The following is a 23,429-nucleotide window of genomic DNA, read 5'->3' on the forward strand; positions in this document are numbered from 1 at the left end:
GCTTGCCCCGCTCGTCGCAGGCCCAAGGCGGCCCGAGCCGAGGGGCAAGGTTTCGACCCTCAAGCCCCGGTTCGACGTCGAAAGCTTGCCCCGCTTCACTGCGGGGCGCGGCCCGTCGTCGTGCCGACGTGCAGCTCGCTCTCGAACCGGGCGTCGCGCGCCGGCTCGCCCGCGAGGCTGGCGAGGATGGCGCGTCCGGCGGCGCGTCCCTTCTCGACCGCGGGCTGCCGCAGGGTCGTCAGCTCGTGCGGGGCCAGCCCGTCGATGCGGGCACCGTCGAAGCCGAGCACGCTGAGGTCGTCGGGCACGCGCAGGCCGAGCCACTCTGCGGCGCGGATCACGCCGACCGCGAGCAGGTCGCTCTGCGCGATGACCGCGGTGGGCCGGTCGGCCTCGGCGAGCAGCGCCAGGCCGGCGATCTCGCCCTCCTCGATCAGGCTGCCGGCGGCGACCAGGCCGCCGATGTGCGGGAACACGTCGCGCGCTCCCAGGATGCGCTCGGTCGCCGTGAAGGCGGAGCTCGCGGCCACGCGCTCGGGCGTGATGGGTCCGCGGGTGTGCTCGGGGTCGAGCGGGAGGCTGACGATCGCGACGCGGGTGTGGCCCAGGTCGCGCAGGTGCTCGGCACCGCGTCGCGTCGCGTCGCGGTTATCGAGGTCGATCGCCACCACGTCGGGCATGTGCGCCGCCTCGATCGCCACGATCGGGATGCCGCGTTGGCGCAGAGTCACGACGGACTGGTCGAGCCGCGTGCTGCAGCCGATGAGCACGACCGCGTCCATCGGGGCGACCGAGATGTCGGTGGCCTCCCCCGTGTCGGTGAGCAGCAACAGCGCAAGCCCGGCCGAGCCGGTCTCGTCGGTTATGCCGTCGAGCATGGCGATGTTCATCGGGTCGCGGAAGGCGTCGCTCAGCCGGTCTTCGATCACGACGCCGACGATCCCGGAGCGGCCCCGTCGGAGAGAGCGGGCTCGCGGATCCGGTCCGCCGTAATTGAGCGTCTCGGCGGCCGCGAGAACCCGGGCCTTCGTGGCATCCGACACCGGTCCGGCGCCGCTGAAGGCGAGCGACGCCGTCGACGCGGACACGCCCGCGAGGGCTGCCACGGCGGCGAGGTTCGGTCGCGGTGTGCCTCGATCTCCGGTTGCCTCGTGCCTCATGAGTTGGTAGCTTAGTCGAATCGATTCGAATCGAATCGATTCGACCACCTGCTAGTCCCCGGGATCTCTCTTGTCACAATCGCCAGCGTCGGCCCATCCCGCCACCCAGAACGGTGCACTCAGCCGCCGACAGATCACCGCGTGGCGCAACGCCATGTTCGTGATCTTCGCGCTCTGCGGGCTCGCCCTCGCCAGCTGGGTCGCCCGCCTCCCCGCGACCCGCGACGCCCTGGGCGCGAGCACGCTCGAAATGGGCGTGCTGATCTTCGGGCTGTCGCTCGGATCGATCATGGGCCTGCTGATCTCGAGCCACCTCATCGCACGCTTCGGCGCGAAGGGCATCATGACGTGGTGCTTCACGATCGCGCCGGTCGGCCTCGCGACCGCCGGCATCGCCGCGTCGTTCGGCCCGAGCTTCGTCGTCATCTTCATCGGGCTCGCCGTCTTCGGCGCCGCCTTTAGCATCTGCGACGTCGCGATGAACGTGTCGGGCGCGGCGAACGAGCGCGCCCTGGGTCGCGCGATCATGCCGATCTACCACGCCTTCTTCAGCTTCGGCACGATCGCCGGCGCCGCCCTCGGCGCCCTCGCCGAGGCGCTGCACGTTCCCGTGTTCGCCCACATGGCCGCCATCGCGCTGCTCATCGTCGTCGCCGCCCAGCTGTCGCTGCGGTTCCTGCAGTCCGAGCACTTCGTCGCCGAGGGCGACGAGGCGGTCGCCGACGACGACCACTCGAAGAGCTGGCGCGGCCGGCTGAGCATCTGGCGCGACCCGCGCACGCTGCTCATCGGCGTGATCGTGCTCGGCATGGCCTTCGCCGAGGGATCCGCCAACGACTGGCTCACCCTCGCCATGGTCGACGGGCACGACGTGAGCCGCACCGGCGGCGCGATCATGTTCGGGGTGTTCGTGACGGCGATGACCGTCGGGCGCCTGTGCGGCGTCTTCCTGCTCGACCGTTTCGGGCGCGTTCCCGTGCTGCGCGGCTCGGCCGTGCTCGCCATCATCGGCCTGCTCATCGTCATCTTCGGGCCCAACGCCGAGATCGCCGTCGTGGGCATCGTGCTGTGGGGGCTCGGCTCGGCTCTCGGCTTCCCGGTCGGGATGTCGGCCGCGGCCGACGACCCCAAGACCGCGGCGGCGCGTGTGAGCGCGGTCGCCACGATCGGCTACTGCGCGTTCCTGGTCGGGCCGCCGCTGATCGGGGTGCTCGGCGAGGAGTTCGGCATCCTGCGGGCGTTGCTCGTCGTGCTCGTGCTCGTCGTCGCCGCCGGCCTCGCGTCGGGGGCAGCCCGCGAGCCGAAGAAGGTCGTCTCTCCGGTCGCCTGAGCCGAGGCATCCGCCCCGCTCTCTCGCCTGAGCGGAGCCGAGGCATCCGCCCCGCTCCCGTAGGCTTGCCGGGTGCGCCTCGTTATAGCCAAGTGTTCCGTCGACTACGCCGGAAGGCTCAGTGCCCACCTGCCCGTCGCCACCCGACTGCTGCTCGTGAAGGCCGACGGAAGCGTGCTCGTGCACTCCGACTCGCTGAGCTACAAGCCGCTCAACTGGATGAGCCCGCCGTGCGCTCTCTCGCAGGTCGACCCCGACCAGGCGCAGCTCGATGCCGGCGTCACCGAGATCTGGAAGGTCACGCAGGCCAAGACCGCCGACCAGCTGATGATCTCGATCCACGAGATCCTGCTCGACTCGACCCACGACCTGGGGATCGACCCCGGCCTGCAGAAGGACGGCGTCGAGAGCGACCTGCAGAAGCTCCTCGCCGAGCAGATCGAACTGCTCGGCGACGGCTACCACCTGGTGCGCCGCGAGCACATGACGGCGATCGGTCCGGTGGACATTCTGGCGAAGGATGCCACGGGCGCGAGTGTCGCCGTCGAGATCAAGCGGCGCGGCGACATCGACGGTGTCGAGCAGCTCACGCGATACCTCGAGCTGATGAACCGCGATCCGCACCTCGCGCCGGTCGTCGGGGTGTTCGCCGCGCAGGAGATCAAGCCACAGGCACGCACGCTCGCGCAGGACCGCGGAATCCGCTGCCTGGTGCTCGACTACGACGCCATGCGCGGCATGGACGACAGTCACTCGCGCCTGTTCTAGCGCCGGCTGCCGGCCCGCCGACCCGAGGGGCAAGGTTTCGACCCTGAAAGCGCCCTCGAGCATCGAAAGTTTGCCCCTCGCGAATGACCGGCTTGCGGCGGGGCAAGCAATCGCCGTTCACCGGGCCGTTGGACAGCGGAAGCTTGCCCCTCTGCTCCGGCGACCGCGCTCTCCGGTACAGTTCCGTTGAGTGCGTTACGCACGAATAGTGTCTATAGCGGGCGGGTCCGCCACGAACGCGGGAGTGCGAAATGGATGAACAGAAGGCTCCGAGCAACCTCGGCGACGTGTGCCGCAACGACGAGACGGCGGCGGTGCACGTGCGCGACATCCTCGACCGTGTCGGCGACAAGTGGAGCATGTTCGTCGTGAGCATGCTCGAAGACGGCCCGCAGCGCTACGGGCATCTCGCCCGCGACATCCCGGGCATCTCCCAGCGCATGCTCACCGTCACCCTGCAACGGCTCGAGCGCGACGGCCTCGTGGAGCGCACGAGCTACCCCGAGATCCCGCCCCGCGTCGAGTACGCGCTGTCGCCCCTCGGCGAGAGCCTGCGCGGGCCCATCGACGCCCTCGCCCAGTGGGCGTACTCCCACCAGGAGGAGTTCACCTCCAGCCGCAACCGCTACGACGCCAAGCGGTGACGAAACCCGCGACGCCTACACTGGGCCCAATGAGCACCACATACAGCTGCATACTCTTCGACCTCGACGGTACCATCGTCGACTCCGCGCCCGGCATCACCGCGACGCTCGCCTACACGTTCGAGCGCATGGGGCTTCCGATCCCCTCGCCGAGCGAACTGCTGCAGTATGTCGGCCCGCCGCTGCTCGACTCGTTCCGCGACCTCGCCGGGTTCACGGTCGAGCAGTCGGCCGAGGCGCTCGTCATCTATCGCGAGAAGTACCTCGACGTCGGCGCGTACGACGCGACCCAGTACCCCGGCGTCGGACTCGTGCTCAAGGCGATCTCCGAGAGCGCCCTGCCGATGTCGCTCGCGACGTCGAAGCCCGAGCTGCCGGCGACGCTCATCCTCGAGCACTTCAACCTGGCCACCTACTTCGACATCATCACGGGCGCCTCCGAAGACGAGGTGCGCAGCGCCAAGAAGGACGTGGTGGCCGAGGCGCTGCTGCGGCTCGCGGCGATGGGGGCGGATGTCTCGCGACCCGTGCTCGTCGGAGACCGCGAGCACGACGTGCTGGGCGCCGCGGCGAACGACGTTCCGACGATCTTCGTCGAGTGGGGCTACGGCTCGGTGGCCGAACAGGCCGGGTCGATCGCGACCGTCTCCACTCCCGCAGAGCTGCAGGCGCTGCTGCTCGGTTGAGCCACGCCGGTCTCGATTAGGCGGCGTCGCTCGTCGGGCAGTACATGCGCGTCGCGGTGTGGTCGGTGCTGCGGTCGAAGCGGTGCTCGCTCATCGGGCGTCCGCACAGCGGGCACGCCTTCTCGGCCGGCGCCTGCAGGGGCGCTTCGTTGTAGGGCCCGAGCGGCGGCGGTCCGATGTAGGGGAACAGGGCGCCGTTCAGGCGGTCCCACCACGGCAGCTTGGCCTTCATCATTTCCTCCTTGCACTAATGGTTAGTGCACTAATGATGAGTATACTCGCTACATGAGAACTGTCGACCCTCTCGCACTCGACCGCCAGGTCTGCTTCGCCCTCGCCGCGGCGAACCGCAGCGTGATCGCGGTCTACCGTCCGGTGCTCGAGCGCATCGGCCTCACCCACCCCCAGTACCTCGTGATGCTCGCCCTGTGGGAGCGCAGCCCCCGCACCGTGCGCGACATCGGCGACACGCTCCTGCTCGAGCCGGCGACTCTCTCGCCGCTGCTCAAGCGTCTCGAGGCCGCCGGGCTCGTCACGCGCTCGCGCAACGCGCTCGACGATCGCGCTCTCGACATCGAGCTGACGTCGGATGGGCGCGAACTGCGCACCCAGGCGGAGGCCGTGCCCGGCACGATCGTAGAGAAACTGGGGCTGCCGGTGGCCGACCTCGAGCAGATGCGCGACTCGCTGACGCGGCTCATCGCCGCGGCCACGTCCACGCCGGTCGAGTAGCTCTCAGCGGGCCAGCCGGTCCACCACGCCCCCGAACACCCCGGGAAGCGCACCCGCGATCGGCACGATGGCCGGCCGCAGCGGAGACGACGCCAGCCCGACGAGCCCCGTCGTCAGCACCCGGAAGTCGCGCGAGATCGTGTTCCACGCGTCCTCGTACCCGCCGGGCCGCCCGTGCACGATCGCGTCGACGGCGGCCTCCGCCTGCGCGAAGCCGAGCCGGAGGCCCTCCCCCGTGATCGCGTCGACGTAGCCGGAGGCGTCGCCGACGAGCAGCACACGACCGACGTGTCGGCGCGAGGTGCGCTGGCGCAGCGCGCCCGCTCCGCGCAGGGTGCTGGCGGGAGGAGCCTCGCCGAGAAACGCCAGCGCCGGGATCGCCGCGAGCTCGGCGGCGAAGTCGAGCCCTGGCCGGCCCAGCAGCGCGACTCCCACGGTGTCCTCGGCGACGGGGGTGATGTACGCCTCGACGCGCCTGCTCCAGTGCACCTCGATCAGGTCCGTCCACGGCGCCACCCGGAAGTGCTGGCGTACCCCGTACCGGCGGCGCCGGCGGCCGGGCGGCAGTTCCACGCCGATCTCGCGCCGAACGCGTGAGTGAAGGCCGTCGCATCCGAACAGCCATCTCGCCCTCAGCCCGGCCGCGTTCACGCCGGTGGCGTCCTGCGTGACCAGCGTGACCTTGTCGGCCAGGTGCTCGACGTCCAGCTCGGCCGCCCGCGCGGTCATCGCGGCGTGCAGCGTCGTGCGCCGCACCCCGCGGCCCTCGCCGCCGGTGAAGCGGTGGTCTGCCCGGCGCGCTCCCGAACGGTAGCTCACCCCGCGGAGCGGCACGCCGACCGGGTCGACCCCGAGGCGGGCGAGCATCGGCACGGCCCCGGGCATGAGCCCCTCTCCGCAGGCCTTGTCGATCTCGCCGGCACGCGGCTCGACGACCGCGACGCTGAGCCCCGCGAGACGTGCCTCGATCGCCGCCGCGAGCCCGACCGGTCCGCCGCCGGCGACGATCAGGTCGACGTCGATCGAGGAGTCGGTCACGCGCTGAGCTTCCGCAGCGCCTCGTTCTCGGTGGGGATGCGGAAGCGCAGCAGCAGAATCGCGTTGAGCACGGTGAAGACGATGGCGGTGATCCACGCGGTGTGCACGAGCGGCAGCGCCACTCCCTCGACCGCGACGATGAGATAGTTCGGATGCGGCAGCCAGTCGAACCGGTACGGCCCCTTGGCCCGCACCGCACCGGCCCCGGGGACCACGATGACCCGGGTGTTCCACTGCGGTCCGAGCGACGCGATGCACCAGTACCGGCCGGCCTGGCAGAGCAGGGCGATCGCGAGCATCGGCCAGCCGAGCCAGGGGATGAACGGGCGGTCGAGCAGGAACACCTCGGCGATGCACGAGACGAGGAACCCCGTGTGCAGGGCGACCATCCACGGGAAGTGCGACTGCCCGTACTCGATGCCCCCGCGCGCGAAGGCGGCGGTGGCGTTGCGTTTGGAGACGACGAGCTCGACGACGCGCTCCGCCCCGGTGAACAGGATCAGTACAAGGTAGGCGATCACGCGTCCCATTCCATCAGAACGAACTCGGCACTCACACCGGGTCCGAGGGCGAACAGCAGGCCGGGCGAGTCGGGGTCGAACGAGCCGAGCGAGAGGGTGTCGGCGAGCACGTGCAGAACGGCCGCCGACGACAGGTTTCCGACGCGGTCGAGACAGGCCCAGCTGCGCGCGAAGACCGAGCGGTCGACACCGAGCGAGCCCTCGAAGGCCTCGAGCACCTTCGGGCCGCCGGGGTGTGCCACCCACCAGCCCAGGTCGCCGAGCGACAGCCCGTTCGCCGACAGGAACCCCGCGACATCCGCCGGAAAATGCCGCTCGATCACCTCGGCTACGCCCGGGGTCAGAACGATCTCGAACCCCGTGCCGCCCACGTTGAAGCCGATGACCTCGTTCGTGTCGGGGTAGATGGCGCTCCGGGTCGCGGTGATCCTCGGGCCTCGGGCACGGGGGTGGTCGTCGCCCAGCAGCACGACGGCCGCCGCCCCGTCGCCGAACAGCCCCGTCGCGACGAAGTTCGCCATCGTCTCGTCGTCACGCTGCAGGGTGAGCGAGCAGAGCTCGACGCTCACGAGCACGCCTACCTCGGTCGGATGACCGACGAGGTAGTCGTTGACCCGGGCGATGCCCGCCGCGCCGCCCAGGCAGCCGAGACCGTACGACGGCATACGCTTCACATCCGCGCGCAGCCCGAGCCGCGGCACCAGCAGCGCGTCGACCGACGGCGCCGAGATGCCCGTGACGGAGGTGAAGAGGATGAAGTCGACGTCGGATGCCGCGATCCCGGCGTCGTCGAGGGCGATCCGCACCGCGCGCTCGCCCAGGTCGGCCGCGACCTGGATGAAGATGTCGTTCGTCTCGCGGAACGTTCCGAGGTCGCGGTAGCGCTCCAGCGGCAGCGCCGTGTGCCGGGTTCCGATGCCGCTCGCCGCGTGCATCCGCTCGATGACGGCCTGGCGCGCGGGCACCTTCGTCATGAGCGGTGCAAGCTCGGCCGTGATCTCGGACTGGGTGTACACGAAGGCCGGAAGCACGGGGGCGACCGCTGCGATGCGGGTCATCGTCAGAACCTAGCACGCCGCACGGGGCGGCCTATCTACCGTTGTCAGCGAGGATCTGGTCGAGGTCTATCCTCTGCAGCAGCGCCGGCCAGTCGACCTCGCGGGCCTCGTCTGCCACCCCTTCGTCTGCGGTGACCGTGCCGTTGCGGTGCACCGTCACGCCGGCCGGCGCGAGCAGGTTGAGCTGCGCGAGAACCGCGTCGTCGACGGCCTGCGTATCGAAGTCGGCGCCCACCTCCGCAAAGTAGTCGGCCGAGACCGTGTACGAGACGATTCCCACTTCCACCTGTGCCATGTCGCTCCTCCGAAGCCCGATGCAGAGTTATGCACTCCCACTATCTCCCCGATTCACCGCCGCGGCGGATTTTTTTCGAGCTCCGGATGCTCCGCGGGCAATCCGTGCCGCTTGTTATCACGAGCGAGGGCGAGATTCTTACGCTCCCAGTCGCGCAGCGCCTGCCGCTCGGGCTCGAGGGCGAGGTATTCCGGGCACTTCGCCAGGGGTTTTCCACAGGTGCACAGCGCGGATTTGTTGTCATTCTCGTGGTGCAGCCGATCGAAACGCCACAGCACGGCCATGATCCTGTCGATTCGCCGATTGGCCAGCTCGGTGTTGCGTTCGGCCCGACGAGTGACGTCGTTCTGGATCAGCCCGCGCACTCCCCCGACGTCGTCCGCGGCGAATTCGCCGGCCGCCACGGAGGTCAGCTGCGCGACCTGGGCGCCGAGCCTGGCGATCTCCTCGGCGTCGGCCCGCGCGGCGGAGCGAAGAGACTCAACCTCACCTTGATGGTTAAACAGCAGGTCAGCGTGCAGGCGCTCCCACATGGCCACGTGCTCGAGGTCTCGGCGCTCTGCCTTGTCGGATCCGAGGTGGTTGACGCAGGCGGCGCAGACGACCTGGTCGCTCGGCGACGAGAAGACGAATTCGCGAGGAGCGCGGCAGCACAGGCACGGCGCGGTCACCGTGACATGCAGCGCGTAGGCGTGGGGCATCGGGTCGCTCCTTTCATTCACACACACGTTCGAACGCAAATATGCAGTTCAGTGGTTAAGTTCGAATTACACAACTGTAGTTATTCACAGGGTTAATAACAGGTACGAAAGATTCATCCACAGGTGTTTAAACAGGTGTTAAAAACTTTTTCGCGCGGCCTGCCACCCGCCCGTCACCCCGCCGAAAACGAAGGACATCCCTTGCGATTCGGTCTCGTGTCGCCGTGAACCCCAGCTCAACGCGACTTCTCCTTCGTTGTGCGTCAGCGCACCGGCCGGTGCCACCGGCGGCGCCGCTCCGGGCGTCGTGGCCCGATCCGGGCGAGAATGAGGCAATGACCGTGCGCATCCGTCCCCTGGCCGAAGCAGACGTCGACGACATCCTCGCCCTCTCGCCCTCGTCGGCGAGCCGGGGCGCCCTGCTCGCCGAGGTGACGAGCTGGCAGCAGCAGAAGTCGCCGACCGTCGTCGCCCGGACGCCGGACGGTGTCTTCGCCGGGTTCGCCCGTGCCCGGCCCAACGAGGTCGAGACCAGCCCGCGCCCCGAGGGCCAGGTCGCCGAGCTGGTCGATCTCTCCGTCGCACAGGAACACCGCTCGAAGGGAGTCGGCACCGCGCTGCTCGAGCGCGCCGCGAAGACGCTGCGCCTGCTCGGCTACTCCCGCGTCGTCGCCCAGTTCGACGACGCCGTCGCACCCTGGTTCGCCGAGCGCGGGTTCGAGCTGCGCCCCGAGGGCTTCGCCCGCGCGTGGATCGAGCCGTTCATCCCACGCGACGATTTGTGGTTTCCCGAGGCGCGGTCGGGATCGTTCTCGCCGCTGCTCGTGATGGACGTGCGGCCGACCCGCCCGCGTCAGGGCTGGATGCGCCTCGCCGAGAACCAGCCGCTGATCGAGGCGGACTATGCGATCGGCCCCCGCGCCGATGAGAACGCGACCGCCGCCATCGTCGCCGCCCTCGCCGAGCGCCCCGACGTGGCGCTGCGTCTTCCGCCGCGCCTGCGCGCCGCCCTGCTGCCAAGCGAAGGAGAATTCGACGGGAAGGGCCAGTTCGCCCCGTAGAACCGTGCCGCAGCGAGCGTTTCTCCTTCGTTTTCAGCCGCGCGCGATGCCGCGCACCGGGCGGCGCGGCACGGCGTGGGCGGCGTAGAATCGGCAGCAGTCAGTCGTGCGAGCCTGGATTTGGGCTCGGGGTGCTCCGTCGAGCACCGTCCCTGTCGCTCGTCACGAAGGCCTGCCATGCCCATCTCCGCTGCTCTCGACCGCATCGAGCGCGACCGCTCCGTCACCGAGAGCGATGCCGCGATCCTCGGCGCAGCGCGCGGCGCCGACCTCGAGCGGCTGCTCGCCGTGGCATCCGCTATCCGCGACGAGGGTCTCGAACGCGCGGGCCGCACCGGGGTCATCACCTACTCGAAGAAGGTGTTCATCCCGATCACCTTCCTCTGCCAGGACCGCTGCCACTACTGCACCTTCGTCGAGACCCCCGGCGCGCTGGCGCGTCATGGCCGACCGAGCTACATGTCGCCCGACGAGATCCTCGAGGTCGCCCGCGCCGGCGCCGCGCTCGGCTGCAAGGAGGCGCTGTTCACCCTCGGCGACCGGCCGGAGAACCGCTGGCCCACCGCCCGCGCCTGGCTCGACGAGCACGGCTACGCGTCGACGATGCACTACATCCGCGCCATGGCGAAGCTCGTGCTCGAGGAGACCGGGCTGCTCCCCCACCTCAACCCCGGCGTGATGTCGTTCTCCGAGCTGCAGTCGCTGCGGCCCGTCGCCCCGTCGATGGGCATGATGCTCGAGACCACGGCGACGCGGTTGTGGAGCGAGAAGGGCGGCGTGCACTACGGCTCCCCCGACAAGGATCCGGCGCTGCGCCTCCGCGTGCTCGAGGACGCCGGGCGTTCGCGCGTGCCGTTCACCACCGGCGTGCTGCTCGGAATCGGAGAGAACGACGCCGAGCGCGCCGAGGCCCTCTTCGCGATCCGCGCCGCGCACGAGCGCCACGGGCACATCCAGGAGACGATCGTGCAGAACTTCCGTGCGAAGCCGAAGACCGCGATGCAGAACGAGGACGACCTGGCGTTGCAGGAGTACGCGGCGGCCGTGGCGATAGCCCGAATCGTGTTGGGGGCGGATGCCACGATCCAGGCGCCCCCGAACCTGACAGACGCGCACGAGCTCGGGCTGCTCATCCGCGCGGGCATCGACGACTGGGGCGGGGTCAGCCCGCTCACCGCCGACCACGTCAACCCGGAGCGTCCATGGCCCGAGCTCGACGACCTCGCCCGGCTCACCGCCGACGCGGGCTTCGAGCTGCGTGAGCGGCTCACGGCGCATCCGCAGTTCGTCACCGGGGCAGCACAGGCGGCCGACGGCGGCGACTGGATCGACGCGCGCATCCGGCCGCACGTCGACGCGCTCGCGCTGCCCTCGGGGCTCGCCCGCGAGGACGCCCCCGTCGTGGGCCGACCGTGGCGCTCGCCCGCGCCGACTGAGACGCGCACCCCGCTGATCGAGCGCGCGGCCGCCGACCCGTCCGGCCTGAGCGACGCGGAATACGTCGCCCTGCTCGAGGCCGACGGCACCGAGCTCGAGGCGCTCGCCTCGCTCGGCGACGCCGTGCGGGTCGCGGCGGTGGGCGACGACGTCAGCTACGTCATCAACCGCAACATCGATGCGTCGGTGGTCTCCGACCCGGCGCTGCTCGGTGAGCTCGCCGACGAGGCGGCCGGCCTCGGCGCCACGGAGATCTGCGTGCAGGGCGCCGTCGCGGCGCACCTGCCCGGCACCGCCTACCTCGACGTGGTCGCCGCGATCCGGGCCCGCCAGCCCGGCCTGCACCTGCACGCCTTCCGGCCCGCGGAGGTCGCCGACGGGGCCGCACGGCTCGGCGTCACCGTGCGCGAGTTCTACGAGCTGTTGCGCGACGCGGGCGTCGACACGGTGCCCGGCACGGGTGCCCGCATCCTCGACGACCGCATCCGCGCGCTGCTCAGCCGGCAGACAGATCCGCCCGCCGCCGCGTGGATCGACACCGTAGCGACGGCGCACTCGGTCGGCCTGCGTTCGACCGCGACCATGGTCTACGGCCACGTCGAGACACCGGCGGAGGTCGTGGCGCACCTGCGCGCCCTGGTCGCCGTGCAGAAGCTGGCCGTCGACCGGGGCGTCGGCGGGTTCACCGAGTTCATCGCGATGCCCTTCGTGCCGCTCGAGAATCCCGACGTGCCCGGCGCCCGCCTCGGACCTACCGTGCGCGAGTCGCGCGCGGTGCACGCCGTCGCACGGCTGATGCTCGCCGGGAGCATCGACCACGTGCAGGCCGCGTGGACCAAGCTCGGCGTCGCCACCAGCCAGGCGGTGCTGCGCGGCGGCGCCGACGACCTCGGCGGCCTGCTGCTCGACGGGGTGATCATGCCCGAGGCGGGGCCGGAGGCGCACCGCTCGCTCACGATCGCCGACGTCGAGCGCATCGCGGCCGAGATCGGCCGCACTGCCCGCCAGCGCACTACCGACTACGGCACGCCGACCGCAGAGCAGCTGGCCTTCGCCCGCCGTGCGGATGCCCCGCCGGCATCGATCCTGCACGCGACGACGAGCCAGCGCGCCCGCATCGAGCGCCTTCACCTCGAGAGGCGTCCCGCGTGAGGATCGCGCTGCACGGCACCCACCCCGCGCTCGACTTCGTGCGCCCGCTGCTCGCACGCAACTACGACCTGGTCGGAGTCGACGACGCCCCCGAGGCGCTCGTCACCTTCGGGCCCGTCGCCGCCGTGCCCGACTCGGTCGAGCTCGCGGTGTTCGTCGCGGTGCGGCCGCCGGTCCCGCTGAGCGCGCGAACGCTCGTCATCGGCGCCGCGCCGTCGGGTGACGGCGCCAGCCACGCCGGCCTCGCCACCGAACACCCCGCCGAGCTGCTCAGCCTCATCGACGGTTTCCTGCGCTACCCCGCCCGCTTCCCCGTCGGCGACGCAAAAGCCACCGCGAACGCAAACGCAACCGCCACCGCAAGAGCCACCACCGACGCCGCCCGAGAGCCGGTCCCGCGATGACCCTCGTGGTCGACACCGTGATCGTCGGCGCGGGATTCGCCGGCATCGGCATGGGCATGCGCCTCGCGCGCCGCGGCGACGAGTCGTTCGTGGTGCTCGAGCGAGCGGCCGACGTCGGCGGCACCTGGCGCGACAACACCTACCCGGGTGTCGCGTGCGACATCCCCTCCCACCTCTACTCCTTCTCCTTCGCCCCGAAGCACGACTGGTCGCGCTTCTTCGCGCCCGGCGCGGAGATCCTCGACTACCTGCGCCACTGCGCGCTGGAGATCGCCGAGCACCTGCGCCTCGGCACCGAGGTGCTCGACGCACGATGGACCGGCGAGCGCTGGCACGTCTCGACCACCGGCGGCGACTTCAGCTGCGTGACGCTGGTGATGGCGGTCGGCCGCCTGTCAGAACCACGGATGCCCCCGACCCCCGGCATCGACACCTTCACGGGCGAGGTGTTCCATTCCTCCGACTGGCGAGATCGCGATCTCGCCGGCAAGCGGGTCGGCGTCGTCGGCACCGGCGCCTCGGCCGTGCAGCTCGTGCCCCGGCTCGCCGCCGAGGCACGGGGCATCGTCGTGTTCCAGCGCACCGCGCCGTTCGTTCTGCCGCGCCCCGACTTCGAGTACTCGGCCGACGACATCCGCGGCTTCGCCGACGACCCTGCATCACGCGAGTCGCTGCGCACCGACCTCTTCTGGGGCATGGAGACGGGGTTCGCCGCCCGCGTCGGCGTTCCCGGCCACCTCGACGCACTGCGGCGCAGCGCGCGAGACCACCTCGAGGCGCAGGTGGCCGACCCCGGCCTGCGCGCCGCCCTGACACCGCACTACGAGATCGGCTGCAAGCGGGTGCTGCTCTCGGACGATTACTACCCGGCGCTCGCGGGCCCCGCGGTGACCCTCGAGCCCTCGGCGCTGGCGTCGATCGACGGCGCGCGGGTCACGGCGCAGGGCGGCGCGACGCACGACCTCGACGTGCTGGTCTTCGCCACGGGCTTCCTCACCACCCATCCCCCGTTCGCCGCGCGGGTGTTCGGCCGCGACGGCGCGAACCTCGCCGACACCTGGCGCGACGGCATGGTCGCCTACGCGTCGACCACGGTGCACGGCTTCCCGAACCTGTTCGTCATCGACGGGCCCAACGCGAGCCTCGGCCACAACTCGGCGATCGTGATGATCGAGGCGCAGATCGGCTACGTGCTCGGCGCGATCGACGACGACGCCCGGGTGCTCGAGGTGTCGCTCGCGGCCCAGCGGCGGTACACGGCAGACCTCGACTCCCGCGCCGCCGACACCGTCTGGCTGGGCGGCGGGTGCGAGAGCTGGTACGTGGATGCCACGACCCGGCGTCTCACGCTGCTCTGGCCCGACCTGGCCTACGCCTTCCGCGACCGGCTCGCCGAGTTCGACCGCGACGCGTACCTCTAGCGGGCGACGATCCGCAGCGTGACGAGCCGGTAGCCGACGCCCACGGCCAGCACCACGACACCGATCCCGATCGCGAGCGGCGGGAGCGTGGCCACGAGCGCGAGGCACCCGAGCGCCCCGGCGACCTGCAGAGCGCGCGGGTAGCGGCGCTCGTCCGCCGGCTGGGTGAACGCCGCGACGTTGGCGACGACGTAGTAGAGCAGAACGCCGAACGACGAGAACCCGATCGCGCCGCGCAGGTCGACGGTGAGCACGAGCGCCGTCACGACGACCGCCACCGCCACCTCCGCGCGGTGAGGCGTGTGGAACCGCGGGTGCACCGCCGACAGCCAGTGCGGCAGGTCGTGACGACGGGCCATGGCGAGACTCGTTCGCCCGATGCCTGCGATGAGACCGAGCAGCGCGCCGAGCGCGGCGACCGCGGCCCCCACGCGCACGACCGGCTCGGCCCAGGCCCACGCACCGGAGGCGGCGTCGGCCAGCGGCGTGGCCGTGGCCGCCACCCCCTCCGGGCCGAGGGCTCCGAGCACGACCACCGCGACGAGTGCGTAGATCACGACGGTGATCGACAGCGCGATGGTGATCGCGAGCGGGATCGTGCGCGCCGGGTCCCGCACCTCCTCGCCGAGGGTCGCCACCCGGGCGTACCCGGCGAAGGCGAAGAACAGCAGGCCGGCCGACTGCAGAATGCCGTGCCATCCGCCGGCCACCAGCGAGTCCGACCCGAGGTCCATCGACAGGCCGTCTACGGATGCCGCGGCCACGGCTATCGCGAGCGCGACCAGCACCACCACCACGATCGCCCGGGTCAGTCGCGCCGTCTTGCTCACGCCGAGGTAGTTCACCGCGGCGAGCGCGAGCACGGCCGCGACCGCGACCGGCCGTTCCCAGCCGGCGGGTGCCGCGTACGCCGCGAAGGTCAGCGCCATGGCGGCGCAGCTCGCGATCTTGCCGACGACGAAGCTCCAGCCGGCGACGAAGCCCCACCACGCGCCGAGGCGTTCGCGGCCGTATACGTAGCTACCGCCCGACTCCGGGTACACCGCAGCCAGCTGCGCGGTCGACGTCGCGTTGCAGAACGCCACGATCGCCGCCACGACGAGGCCCACGAGCAGCCCGTTTCCGGCCGCCTGCGCCGCCGGGGTGAAGGCGGCGAACACACCGGCTCCGAGCATCGAACCGAGACCGATGAAGACGGCGTCGGTGAGTCCGAGGCGGCGGGAGAGCTGGGGAGGGGTCGACACCCCCGCAGGATACGTGGTGCGGGTGAACGGTTTGCTCTCAATCCGGCCACAAAACGTTGCGTGCGCTTTGTTTCCGTGTGACCCTGCCGTAGCGTCGGTCGGACTACTGGTCACACGTCGAGGGGGGGTATCACGTGAGCAAGCGCTACGAGATCGTCTCCCTCGACGAGATAGCGTCCGGGGCCCGCGACTTCGAGCTGCGGCCGGGCCACACGCTCGCCAAGGCGGTCGCCGGCATCCTCGCCATCTCCGTGCTCTTCGGCGCCGCGGTCGCGGCCGTCGGAGCTCCCGCCGTCATCGCCGCAACATCGAGCACCACCAAGCTCACCGACTACTGGGAGGCGCTGCCCTCCGACCTGCCGATCGCCGCTGCCCTCCCGCAGCACGTGATCCTGCTCGATAAGAACGGCGCCGAGTTCGCCCGCTTCTACAGCGAGAACCGCATCCCCGTCGCCTTCGAGCAGATCTCGCCCAACTTCACCAACGCCCTCGTCGCCACCGAGGACTCGCGCTTCTACGAGCACTCCGGCGTCGACCTGCCGGGCATCGCCCGCGCCGCGATCACCAACATGGCGTCAAACAAGCGCACCGAGGGCGGCTCGACGATCACCCAGCAGCTGGTGCAGAACATCCTGATAACGAACGCCCGCAACGACGACGAGAAGGCGGTCGCCGTCGGAGACACCTATCAGGCGAAGCTGCGCGAGGCGAAGTACGCGATCAGCCTCGAGAAGGCGATGACCAAGCACGAGATCCTCGCCACCTACTCGAACGCGGTCTACTTCGGCAACCTGGCATACGGTGTGCAGGCGGCGTCGCAGGTCTACTTCAACACGGATGCCGCGTCGCTGACGATCCCGCAGGCGGCGATGCTGGTGGCGCTGCTCAAGAGCCCGGTCGCGTTCGACCCGTACGCCTACCCCGAGGCGACGCAGCCCCGCCGCGACATCGTGATCGACAGGATGCTCACCGAGGGCTACATCACGGCCGAGGAGGCCGCGGCCGCGACCGCCGAGCCCATCGTGCTCACCCGCGGCGAGACGCCGTCGGGCTGCGCGGCATCGCCGTACCCCTACTACTGCGCACTCGTGCACGAGGAGATCCTCACCAGCCCGGCGTTCGGCGACACCCTCGAGGCGCGCAAGGAGACCCTGCGCCGCGGCGGGCTAACCCTCACCACCGCCCTCGACCGAGCGGTCGCAGACGCCTCACTCAACGCGGCGGTGGGAGCGCTGGGCTACGAGAACCGCGTCGCCACCGGCACCGCCACAGTGGTTCCCGGCACGGGTCACATCGCCGCAGTCGCGGAGAACCGCACGTGGGGCCAGACGCAGGTCGTCTACGCCGCGAGCAAGTTCCAGCCCGGCTCGGTGATGAAACCTCTCACGCTGGTTACGGCCCTCGAGCAGGGCCTCCCGCTCACGACCTCGTTCAACGCCAACGGGCCCTATATCTCGCGGGTCGTCGACAGCCCGAAGAAGGGGTACACCAACTTCGGCAACAGCAACCCCGGCACCATCGACGCCCGGACGGCGATCAAGCAGTCGGTCAACGTCTACTTCGTGAAGCTGATCGAGAAGACCACGGTTCCCGCAGTGGTCGAGATGGGCAAGCGGCTCGGGCTCACGACCCTCGGCGAGGTCGGCGCGCGCACGGGTTCGTTCGCGCTCGGCACCTCCGACGTGGAGCCGCTCGAGATGGCGAACGTCTACGCGACCTTCGCCTCTGGAGGCATCAAGTGCACTCCCATCTCGATCATCGCGGGCGTGCGCACGACCACCGGTGAGGCCATCGCGACTCCGCCCGCCGACTGCCATCAGGAGATCAGCCCCGCGGTGGCTGCGCAGATGACCGACGTGCTTCAGGGCACGTTCCGCGGAGGCACGCTCTCGGGCGTCGGCGCTGTGGCCGGCCGCGAGACCGCGGGCAAGACGGGCACGACCGACGACAGCGCCGCCAACTGGACCGTGGGGATGACGGCGCAGTTCGCCACGGCGGTGTGGGTCGGCGACCCGCGGGGCGGCCAGGCCTATCCGCTCACCCGCGTCGTCGCCTATGGACGGACGCTGTTCAAGACGACGGGGTCGGCGATCGCCGGCCGCATCTGGAAGTCGATCATGACCGACATCCACGCCGGCGTACCGGCAGTGCCCTTCCCCGGGTAGGGAATGAATAGGCCGCTCGCCCGCGTTTCGACTGTATGAAGAGCATCGTCTACACCCGCCACGGTTCCCCCGACGTTCTCCACCTCGTCGAACGAGCACTGCCCGAGCCGGGAGCCGGCGAGGTGCGCGTACGCGTCGTCGTCTCCGGCGTGAACCCGACCGACTGGAAGAAGCGCGTCGGCGCGGGCGATGAAGCCTCGACCGAGGTGGACTCGGTGCCGAACCAGGACGGAGCGGGCGTCGTCGACGCGATCGGCGACGGAGTCGACGGCCTGACCGTGGGCGACCGGGTCTGGATCCACCTCGCGGCGCACGAACGCGCCGGGTGGGGAACCGCGCAGGAGTTCACCGTGCTGCCCGCGGACCGGGTCACCGTGCTCCCGGCCGAGATCTCGTTCGACGTGGGCGCGAGCCTCGGTGTTCCGGCGATCACCGCCCACCGCGCCCTCACCGTCTCCGACGCATGGCCCGCCCGCCTCTCCCCCGGCTCGCTCTCCGGGGCGACCGTGCTCGTCTCAGGCGGCGCCGGCGCCGTCGGCCACGCAGCCATCCAGCTGGCGCGCTGGGCGGGCGCGACGGTGATCACGACGGTCAGCAGCGACGAGAAGGCCGCGTTGACGACGGCGGCCGGTGCCCACCACTCCCTTCGCTACACGGATTCGGCCGCGGCATCCACGATCCGCGAGCTGGCACCCGACGGAGTGGACATCGTCGTCGAGGTGGCCGCGGGGGTCAACGCCGACCTCGACGCCTCCGTGCTGCGCACCGGCGGCACTGTCGCGATCTACGGCAACGACCGCGGCGGCAAGCTCGCGCTCGAGTTCCGCCCGCTGCTCGAGCTGAACGCCCGCCTGCAGTTCGTGCTGCTCTACACGGTCGACCCCGCCGCGCTGCGGACGGCCGCGACCGACATCACCGCCGCGCTGGTCGACGGCGCGCTCGGCGTCGGCGACGACACGGGGCTGCCGCTGCACCGCTTCGCCCTCGAAGACACCGCCGCGGCCCACGCCGCCGTCGAGGCCGGAGTGGTGGGCAAGGTGCTCATCGACGTGACACCGGACGCCTGAGCTACGGCGCTGGCGGGATCAGCCGGTCGAGCAGTTCGCGCGAGGCCGGCATGCGGTCAGGGGCGATGACTGCCGGCATGACGAACGTCCACAGGTCGCGGATGCGCGGCAGCAGGTCTTCACGGGCGGTGAAGAGGTCGGAGACGAGCTGGATCCCCGTGTACGACGGGATGAGGAACCGGGCGAATGCCTCTGCATCCACGTCGTCGCGAAAATCGCCCTCGGCGATGGCGAGCTGCGCCATGTCTGCGAACGCCCGCAGCCAGTCGTCGTACGGCGCCCGCAGGGGCGGGTCGAAGTTCGTGTTCTCCGTCGTCAGTCGGATGCCCGCCTTGACCACCGGGTCGGTCGTGAGCCTCTCGGCGAGGTCGATGCACATGAGCAGCATCGTCTCGAAGGCCGGCCGGCGCAGCTCCATGATGCGCGTGCCCGCCGTGATCGCGAGCTCGTGCTCCTTGGCGATCACCGCCCGCGCCAGGTCTTCCTTCGACGGGAAGTGAAAGTACAGGGCACCGCGCGTCGTTCCCGACTCGGTGACGATGTCGGCCGTGGTGGCGATTCCGTAGCCCAGCTTGTAGAAGGCCCGGGCGGCACCGTCGATGAGCCGCTCGCGCGTGGCCTGCGCCCGCTGTTGCTGCACCACGATCCATCCCGTCTGCCCGTAGCCACATGGTAGCCGCACGGCCACACGGGCATGCCATCATGGCCTCTCGCCCGATAGGAGAACTCGATATATGAAGAAGTGGATGCTTCTGGCCGGCGCCATCGCGACGGAGGTCACCGCCTCTCTGTCGCTCAAGGCCGCACTCGATCACCCGGTCTTCTACGTCGTGGTCGTGGCCGGCTACATCGCCGCCTTCGTCCTGCTGTCGTTCGTGCTGCGGGAGGGCTTGGCGCTCGGCGTCGCCTACGGGATCTGGGGCGCGCTCGGTGTGGCACTCACCGCCATCATGTCGTTCGTCGTCTTCGGCGAACCGTTGACGATCGTCATGGGGATCGGCCTCGTGCTGATCATCCTCGGGGTGCTGGTCGTCGAGCTCGGCTCGCAGCGCGCCCACGACCGGCTGCGCACGACGGACGAGGTGCTGTGATGGGCTGGGTCTTCCTCGCCGGCGCCATCCTGAGCGAGGTCGGCGCTACCTTGTCTCTACGCGCGAGCATCACCGGGCGCAGGCTCTGGTACATACCGGTTACCGCCGGCTACGTCACCGCATTCGGGCTGCTCTCCCTCACCCTTCGCGAGGGCGTCGCCCTGGGTGTCGCCTACGGGATCTGGGCAGCGGCGGGCGTCGCCCTCACGGCGGTGCTCAGCAAGTTCATCTTCAAGGAGCCGTTCACCCTGATCATGGCCGGCGGCATCGCGCTCATCGTCGGCGGGGTTCTGCTGGTCGAACTGGGTGCCGCCCACTGACGCTGCGGTTCTCTCAGGATGTCGCGGGAACCCCCGTCTACTATCGGAAGGCAATCACGACATTGGAGGATGCCATGAAGTGCCCGAATGATTCAGCGACTCTCGTCATGAGCGAGCGCAGCGGCGTCGAGATCGACTACTGCCCCGAATGCCGCGGCGTCTGGCTCGACCGCGGAGAACTCGACAAGATCCTCGACCGCGCCGAGGCCGAGTTCGCGAAGGCGGCACCGCAGCCGACCGCTGCGCCGCCCGTCGCGCCCCCGCAGCAGCAGCCGTACAGCCAGCCGACCTACGGACAGCAGTACGACGATCGCAACCGCTACGACCGCGACGACCGCAACCGCGACGGCTACCGCCCGAAGAAGAAGGACAACTGGCTGGGCGAGCTCTTCGGCTAGAGCGGCGATCGAGGTCAGTCGCGGAGGAGCGCGCGGATCTCGGGCATCTGAGCGCGCTCGTCCGACGAGGCGATTCCGGCGAGCAGGAAGATCCACATCTCCTCTAGGCGGTCGAGGATGTCTGCCCACTGGGTTCGAGCCTGCGAGAGCGACTGCACGCCGGTGAAGGTAGCGATCACGTAGGCGGCTAGGCGTCCGGGATCCTGGTCGGGCGTGATGTCGCCCTCCAGCACCGCGCGTCGGATCAGCGCTTCGCTGGTGCGAATCCAGTCCTCGTAGGGTTTGCTTGCCGTCTCGACGAACACGTCCGCCGACTCGGTGCTCAGCCGCAGGCCGGCGCGGACGAGTGGGTTCGTCGTCATCTGCAGCGCCAGTTCACGCGACAGCACGATCATCGCGTGCAGTCCGCGCATCTCCTTTTCGAGCAGCGACTGCCCCGCGGTGATGAACGAGTCGTGCTGCCGGTCGATGATCTCGAGCGCAAGCGCCTTCTTCGACGGAAAATGGAAGTAGAAGGCACCCTGCGTGACGTCGGCCTCGCTGATCACATCTGCGAGCGTCGCCTGGGCATAGGTCTGTCCGGAGAACACGACCCCGGCGGCCTGAACGATGAGTTCTCGCGTCGCGCGTGCGCGTGCTTGCTTGGCCATTGGTCTCCAGGTTCGGGTAGGACAAACAATATCGGGTCCCCGTTTGACTCCTCGGGTGCCCGGAACGACGAAAGGCCCGCTGGATTCCAGCGGGCCTTTCCTTCGTATCCACTCCCCGGACGGACCCGGCTAGTTGTGCAGATACTTCCCTGTGGGTCGTTTGCATAACTCGTTTACGCTGCGATTACCCTTGTAAAGATTGGGCTCTTTTCATGGGTGCGAGCGTTGAGAAACGTCGATCCTCCGCAGGATTGTCGAGAATCCTTCCACGCAATCGGTACACGGTCCCTACTCGGCGAGTTCAGACCTTCGCGATCCTGAATCCGCGGAACGCATCGCCGAGTTCGCCGAATTCCTCGCAGGCCTCGGCCTCAAGCTCGCTTCCCGCGGGCACGGTCTCGGTCAGCTGCTGTCCGTCGAAGACGTGCCCATCCTCAAAATCCCCGTTTCGTTGGAATCCGACGAGGTCGAGGATGATGAGGCGTCCGGGACGGAGTCCACGGAAGATGAGACCACTGATTCCGACGCTGGAGTCTGACAGTGGCAGCTCCGACAGCGATCGGGCCACGGGGTGAGCTGTGGATCGGCGCCAGCGACCGCGGAAAATGCTCGGGCCTCGCCAGCGTCGTCACCGCCGATGCGCGGCTGAATACAATCGTCCTCCCTAAAATCTGGCGAGACTCCCCGTCCGCAGTCCAACATCAACTCGAGTGGGACGGGACGTCCGACGACACGATCCTCGTCCACGAGCTTGACGTCATCAAGGTCGCCGGCCCTCGCTCGGCGGTAGCCGACATCGCCTTGGGAATCAGCACTCTCGATGACGACGTGGAGACACCACTTCTCACCGTTCGCAGCCAGCCCAGGCGAAATTTGAAAGACGCGACCGGCACCGAAGAACCCACTCGCGACGTCGGATTCGCAGCGCTTCTGGACCTGCTAAAGATCACAGACCGCGTCGCTGCTCTGTATAGGCCTTCTACTTCCTCGGCCAAACAGTCGCATTCGGACGAGCTAGTTCTGACTGCGGATGCTTTCCTCACCGAGGCCGAAGCTCGGCTCGGGTCAGCGAGACCTCGATACCAGCAGCGGGACGAGGTCCTCCCGGCCGTACGGGGACGGGTCGACGACCGGTCTATGGCGCGCGCCGCAGCAGAGAGCTCCCCCTACGTCCTCTGCCACTTCGATGATCTGTCGATGGACACGGCGCTGCTGCGAGTGATCCTGGCGGCGACAAAGGTCGCTGCCGGACTTCACATCCGCGCTCCACTCGATCGACTTCCCCTCCAAGTCAATGACCGCGGGGTGAAAATCGCCCGCCAGCTGTCAGCTGTCAGCTCGATCTCGCCGTCCGCCGCTCTCCGGCTCGGCCGCAGCCTTCGGCTTTCTCGTCTCGAAACGCCCTGGCAAAAGGGCTTGGACCGAGCCGTCGAACTTCTATCCCGTGAGGCGTCGCTGCCGACTCGGGCTGGTGACATCGACGCGGGATTCGTACTCCGCGTCGACACGAACAAGATGTGGGAGGACCTGGTGTTCGGGCTGCTCGCCAGCGTAGCCACCGATGTCCAGAAAAACAACGACAACAGTTTGGCTGCCGGCGTCGCGGTGCAAGAACCTTGGACGCGGGAGTCAAAGGACCCGCGCGATCGATACCCCGACTACTTGGCAAGCTTTAAGGAAGCGACCCTCGTCTTGGACGCGAAGTACAAGTCCTCACGCTCCCTCGGATCCGACGATGCCAACCAGCTCTTCGCCTACAGTCATCTGTCGAGTCTCCAAAACGTCCCGGTCACCCATGTGGCACTCATCTACCCTTCGCCAGCCATACCCCGGTCGAAGTCTTTTTTGCTTCGCGCGCCCACCAAAGACATGTCACTAGCGCCGATCGAGATCGACTTCCCGCCGTCTCGGGCCGCGCGCACCAACCAGGCTTGGCGTCAATATCAGGAAACTACGTCGCGCCAGTTGCGAGAATGGCTGGAGATGCTTTCTCAACAACCGTCCCCACACCTCGCCGGCCACCAAAACGTCCCGACCGTGGTGACCTGAGCGTGGTCAGCAGCGAAGCGCGGGTCGGTCGTCTCGC

At 69.4% G+C, this 23,429-nt stretch carries 26 protein-coding genes; 15 read left to right on the forward strand and 11 right to left on the reverse strand.

Annotation, left to right across the window (positions count from 1 at the left end; all coding sequences use genetic code 11):
• Window positions 1-95 precede the first annotated feature (95 nt).
• Window positions 96-1,160, reverse strand: coding sequence for a LacI family DNA-binding transcriptional regulator (locus tag ABIE21_RS16200; RefSeq protein WP_354025889.1), 1,065 nt, complete (start codon window positions 1,158-1,160; stop codon window positions 96-98).
• A gap of 70 nt (window positions 1,161-1,230) precedes the next feature.
• On the opposite strand from ABIE21_RS16200, the gene ABIE21_RS16205 reads away from it, so the two are divergent.
• The 4 genes from ABIE21_RS16205 to ABIE21_RS16220 all read left to right on the forward strand — a co-directional run bounded on the left by ABIE21_RS16205 (window position 1,231) and on the right by ABIE21_RS16220 (window position 4,588).
• Window positions 1,231-2,490 carry an MFS transporter gene (locus tag ABIE21_RS16205; RefSeq protein WP_354025890.1) on the forward strand — a complete coding sequence of 420 codons (1,260 nt, stop codon included), beginning with the start codon at window positions 1,231-1,233 and terminating at the stop codon, window positions 2,488-2,490.
• A 72-nt stretch (window positions 2,491-2,562) separates the two neighbouring features.
• On the forward strand, window positions 2,563-3,258 hold the full coding sequence (gene nucS, locus ABIE21_RS16210) for an endonuclease NucS (protein WP_354025891.1): 696 nt from the start codon (window positions 2,563-2,565) through the stop codon (window positions 3,256-3,258).
• A 251-nt stretch (window positions 3,259-3,509) separates the two neighbouring features.
• The gene (locus ABIE21_RS16215) at window positions 3,510-3,902 is read left to right on the forward strand and encodes a winged helix-turn-helix transcriptional regulator (protein WP_354025892.1); all 393 of its coding nucleotides are present in this window, start codon (window positions 3,510-3,512) and stop codon (window positions 3,900-3,902) included.
• Window positions 3,903-3,931: 29 nt separating this feature from the next.
• Window positions 3,932-4,588 (forward strand): HAD hydrolase-like protein, encoded by a 657-nt coding sequence (locus ABIE21_RS16220; RefSeq protein ID WP_354025893.1) that lies wholly within the window; start codon window positions 3,932-3,934, stop codon window positions 4,586-4,588.
• 16 nt (window positions 4,589-4,604) lie between these two features.
• On the opposite strand, the gene ABIE21_RS16225 is transcribed toward ABIE21_RS16220, so the two are convergent.
• On the reverse strand, window positions 4,605-4,820 hold the full coding sequence (locus ABIE21_RS16225) for a hypothetical protein (protein WP_354025894.1): 216 nt from the start codon (window positions 4,818-4,820) through the stop codon (window positions 4,605-4,607).
• Between the two features lie 53 nt (window positions 4,821-4,873).
• On the opposite strand from ABIE21_RS16225, the gene ABIE21_RS16230 reads away from it, so the two are divergent.
• Window positions 4,874-5,320 (forward strand): MarR family winged helix-turn-helix transcriptional regulator, encoded by a 447-nt coding sequence (locus ABIE21_RS16230; protein ID WP_354025895.1) that lies wholly within the window; start codon window positions 4,874-4,876, stop codon window positions 5,318-5,320.
• Between the two features lie 3 nt (window positions 5,321-5,323).
• Here ABIE21_RS16230 and ABIE21_RS16235 read toward each other — a convergent pair whose 3' ends face one another.
• Genes ABIE21_RS16235 through ABIE21_RS16255 form a run of 5 tightly spaced genes read right to left on the reverse strand, consistent with a single transcriptional unit; the run spans window position 5,324 to window position 8,933 of the window.
• Window positions 5,324-6,358, reverse strand: a complete 1,035-nt coding sequence (locus ABIE21_RS16235; protein ID WP_354025896.1) for an NAD(P)/FAD-dependent oxidoreductase — start codon at window positions 6,356-6,358, stop codon at window positions 5,324-5,326.
• Window positions 6,355-6,888, reverse strand: coding sequence for an isoprenylcysteine carboxyl methyltransferase family protein (locus tag ABIE21_RS16240; RefSeq protein WP_436232358.1), 534 nt, complete (start codon window positions 6,886-6,888; stop codon window positions 6,355-6,357). Before ABIE21_RS16240 ends, ABIE21_RS16235 begins: the two co-directional genes overlap by 4 nt.
• On the reverse strand, window positions 6,876-7,937 hold the full coding sequence (locus ABIE21_RS16245) for a type III polyketide synthase (RefSeq protein ID WP_354025898.1): 1,062 nt from the start codon (window positions 7,935-7,937) through the stop codon (window positions 6,876-6,878). Before ABIE21_RS16245 ends, ABIE21_RS16240 begins: the two co-directional genes overlap by 13 nt.
• Window positions 7,938-7,968: 31 nt before the next feature.
• Window positions 7,969-8,232 (reverse strand): hypothetical protein, encoded by a 264-nt coding sequence (locus ABIE21_RS16250; protein ID WP_354025899.1) that lies wholly within the window; start codon window positions 8,230-8,232, stop codon window positions 7,969-7,971.
• A gap of 53 nt (window positions 8,233-8,285) precedes the next feature.
• Entirely contained in the window at window positions 8,286-8,933 is a 648-nt protein-coding gene (locus tag ABIE21_RS16255) for a hypothetical protein (protein WP_354025900.1), read from the reverse strand.
• Between the two features lie 335 nt (window positions 8,934-9,268).
• Here ABIE21_RS16255 and ABIE21_RS16260 point away from each other — a divergent pair, with 335 nt between their 5' ends.
• The 4 genes from ABIE21_RS16260 (at window position 9,269) to ABIE21_RS16275 (ending at window position 14,408) form a co-directional block, all read left to right on the forward strand.
• The gene (locus tag ABIE21_RS16260) at window positions 9,269-9,994 is read left to right on the forward strand and encodes a GNAT family N-acetyltransferase (RefSeq protein WP_354025901.1); all 726 of its coding nucleotides are present in this window, start codon (window positions 9,269-9,271) and stop codon (window positions 9,992-9,994) included.
• 177 nt (window positions 9,995-10,171) lie between these two features.
• Entirely contained in the window at window positions 10,172-12,583 is a 2,412-nt protein-coding gene (gene cofG, locus ABIE21_RS16265; RefSeq protein ID WP_354025902.1) for a 7,8-didemethyl-8-hydroxy-5-deazariboflavin synthase CofG, read from the forward strand.
• Window positions 12,580-12,987, forward strand: a complete 408-nt coding sequence (locus tag ABIE21_RS16270; RefSeq protein WP_354025903.1) for a hypothetical protein — start codon at window positions 12,580-12,582, stop codon at window positions 12,985-12,987. The genes cofG and ABIE21_RS16270 overlap by 4 nt, the downstream gene beginning before the upstream one ends.
• Window positions 12,984-14,408, forward strand: a complete 1,425-nt coding sequence (locus ABIE21_RS16275) for a flavin-containing monooxygenase (protein WP_354025904.1) — start codon at window positions 12,984-12,986, stop codon at window positions 14,406-14,408. The genes ABIE21_RS16270 and ABIE21_RS16275 overlap by 4 nt, the downstream gene beginning before the upstream one ends.
• On the opposite strand, the gene ABIE21_RS16280 is transcribed toward ABIE21_RS16275, so the two are convergent.
• The gene (locus ABIE21_RS16280) at window positions 14,405-15,652 is read right to left on the reverse strand and encodes an APC family permease (RefSeq protein ID WP_354025905.1); all 1,248 of its coding nucleotides are present in this window, start codon (window positions 15,650-15,652) and stop codon (window positions 14,405-14,407) included. The two genes, ABIE21_RS16275 and ABIE21_RS16280, sit on opposite strands and share 4 nt — an antisense overlap.
• Window positions 15,653-15,786: 134 nt before the next feature.
• Here ABIE21_RS16280 and ABIE21_RS16285 point away from each other — a divergent pair, with 134 nt between their 5' ends.
• Window positions 15,787-17,817 carry a transglycosylase domain-containing protein gene (locus ABIE21_RS16285; RefSeq protein WP_354025906.1) on the forward strand — a complete coding sequence of 677 codons (2,031 nt, stop codon included), beginning with the start codon at window positions 15,787-15,789 and terminating at the stop codon, window positions 17,815-17,817.
• Between the two features lie 35 nt (window positions 17,818-17,852).
• Window positions 17,853-18,884: an NADPH:quinone reductase gene (locus ABIE21_RS16290; RefSeq protein ID WP_354025907.1), complete on the forward strand. Its 1,032-nt coding sequence runs from the start codon at window positions 17,853-17,855 to the stop codon at window positions 18,882-18,884.
• 1 nt (window position 18,885) lies between these two features.
• Here ABIE21_RS16290 and ABIE21_RS16295 read toward each other — a convergent pair whose 3' ends face one another.
• A complete protein-coding gene (locus ABIE21_RS16295; protein WP_354025908.1) occupies window positions 18,886-19,527 on the reverse strand; it encodes a ScbR family autoregulator-binding transcription factor in 642 nt (213 codons plus the stop codon).
• A 91-nt stretch (window positions 19,528-19,618) separates the two neighbouring features.
• Between ABIE21_RS16295 and ABIE21_RS16300 the strand changes: the two genes are divergently transcribed.
• The 3 genes from ABIE21_RS16300 (at window position 19,619) to ABIE21_RS16310 (ending at window position 20,693) form a co-directional block, all read left to right on the forward strand.
• Window positions 19,619-19,975: a DMT family transporter gene (locus tag ABIE21_RS16300; RefSeq protein WP_354025909.1), complete on the forward strand. Its 357-nt coding sequence runs from the start codon at window positions 19,619-19,621 to the stop codon at window positions 19,973-19,975.
• The gene (locus tag ABIE21_RS16305; RefSeq protein ID WP_354025910.1) at window positions 19,975-20,295 is read left to right on the forward strand and encodes a DMT family transporter; all 321 of its coding nucleotides are present in this window, start codon (window positions 19,975-19,977) and stop codon (window positions 20,293-20,295) included. Before ABIE21_RS16300 ends, ABIE21_RS16305 begins: the two co-directional genes overlap by 1 nt.
• Before the next feature lie 74 nt (window positions 20,296-20,369).
• Window positions 20,370-20,693: a zf-TFIIB domain-containing protein gene (locus tag ABIE21_RS16310; protein ID WP_354025911.1), complete on the forward strand. Its 324-nt coding sequence runs from the start codon at window positions 20,370-20,372 to the stop codon at window positions 20,691-20,693.
• A gap of 14 nt (window positions 20,694-20,707) precedes the next feature.
• Here ABIE21_RS16310 and ABIE21_RS16315 read toward each other — a convergent pair whose 3' ends face one another.
• Window positions 20,708-21,343, reverse strand: coding sequence for a ScbR family autoregulator-binding transcription factor (locus ABIE21_RS16315; protein ID WP_354025912.1), 636 nt, complete (start codon window positions 21,341-21,343; stop codon window positions 20,708-20,710).
• 301 nt (window positions 21,344-21,644) lie between these two features.
• A complete protein-coding gene (locus ABIE21_RS16320; protein ID WP_354025913.1) occupies window positions 21,645-21,911 on the reverse strand; it encodes a hypothetical protein in 267 nt (88 codons plus the stop codon).
• Here ABIE21_RS16320 and ABIE21_RS16325 point away from each other — a divergent pair.
• The gene (locus tag ABIE21_RS16325) at window positions 21,884-23,392 is read left to right on the forward strand and encodes a 5-methylcytosine restriction system specificity protein McrC (protein ID WP_354025914.1); all 1,509 of its coding nucleotides are present in this window, start codon (window positions 21,884-21,886) and stop codon (window positions 23,390-23,392) included. The two genes, ABIE21_RS16320 and ABIE21_RS16325, sit on opposite strands and share 28 nt — an antisense overlap.
• The last annotated feature ends 37 nt before the right edge of the window (window positions 23,393-23,429 follow it).

Source organism: Conyzicola nivalis (genome assembly GCF_040548875.1).
GTDB lineage: Bacteria > Actinomycetota > Actinomycetes > Actinomycetales > Microbacteriaceae > Conyzicola > Conyzicola nivalis_A.